This window comes from Streptomyces sp. NPDC006602, assembly GCF_042870385.1.
Lineage (GTDB): Bacteria > Actinomycetota > Actinomycetes > Streptomycetales > Streptomycetaceae > Streptomyces.
This window is the reverse complement of record NZ_JBIAHG010000115.1, coordinates 1-1001: the sequence shown is the minus strand read 5'-3', so window position 1 is coordinate 1001 and position 1001 is coordinate 1. Positions and strand designations below refer to the sequence as shown.

Genomic DNA, 1001 nt, shown 5'->3' with positions numbered 1-1001 from the left:
ACCTGGTCACTGCGGGCATCCCGAACGGTTTTGGATGTCCTGGTCGCCCGCGTTCTCGCCGCGTCCGGCGACACGCATATGGTGCGTGGTCCGGGGATGCGGGGGCGGGTTCCCTCACGCCCAAAAGCCTCCGGTCCGGCCTGGACGGTCCGATGCCCCTGCACATCGCTCTGGTGTGCAGGGGGCGGTGTCGTCCGTCGCCGGATCGGATGCCCTTGAGCGCGTCGTCCGATCGCGATGCTCGCCGCATCGTGACGGGTGGTCTTACGGTTCTTGCTGGTGAGAGGCTTCTGCCAGTGCCGCGCGCCCCACTTGCTGGTATAGGCCGGGTCCACTGCGATGATGGCGATGCCGGTCTGGTCGGCCATCGAGGCCAGCCGGGCGCGGAGCCGGCCGGTGGGCATGCCGGAGATCAACTGCCGAAACCGCTTGCGGCGGCCGTGCTTCTCGCGGGTCTTCTCCGCAGCGAAGTCCAGGTCCTCGACCGCGATGGCCTTCACGCCGCAGGTGCGGGCCCAGTGCAGCAGCCGGGTGAGGGCGTGGCGGACCTGGGCATCACGGTGATCGGCACTGCCGGTGAGGTCGTAAAAGAAGCGGCGCGGGTTCCCGGTCGGGTTGCCGTGGATGTCCAGGCGCCAGGCGGCCAGGTGGTCGGCGTTCATGTCGACGCCGACCACCCCGTGCGCGAGGGCGACGGTGATCGGGACGGTCCGGGCCACCGGGAGCTGCCAGCAGGCCGTCACATACCAGCGCCCCCGGCCGGTGTCGTAGTGGATGCGGTAGGCCACCGCCCGGTTCGCCGCCACCCGATCCGCCCACTGCGGCCCGCGGTGCGGAAAGCCGACCCGGCAGGCCAGCACGTACCGGCCGTGCGGGGCGTTGGCCAACTCCTTCAGCGGAGCCGGGAGTTTGATACTGACCTCGCCGTCCGGGCTGATACGGATCGTTTCGTTGCCGAACCGCTTGCCGGACTCGCCATCCGCCTGCAGAAACCAGCGTTC

At 69.8% G+C, this 1001-nt stretch carries 1 pseudogene; it reads right to left on the bottom strand.

From position 1 onward, the window contains the following. A pseudogene (locus ACFYO2_RS49700) lies at positions 1–1001 on the bottom strand (IS200/IS605 family accessory protein TnpB-related protein); the annotation flags it as partial.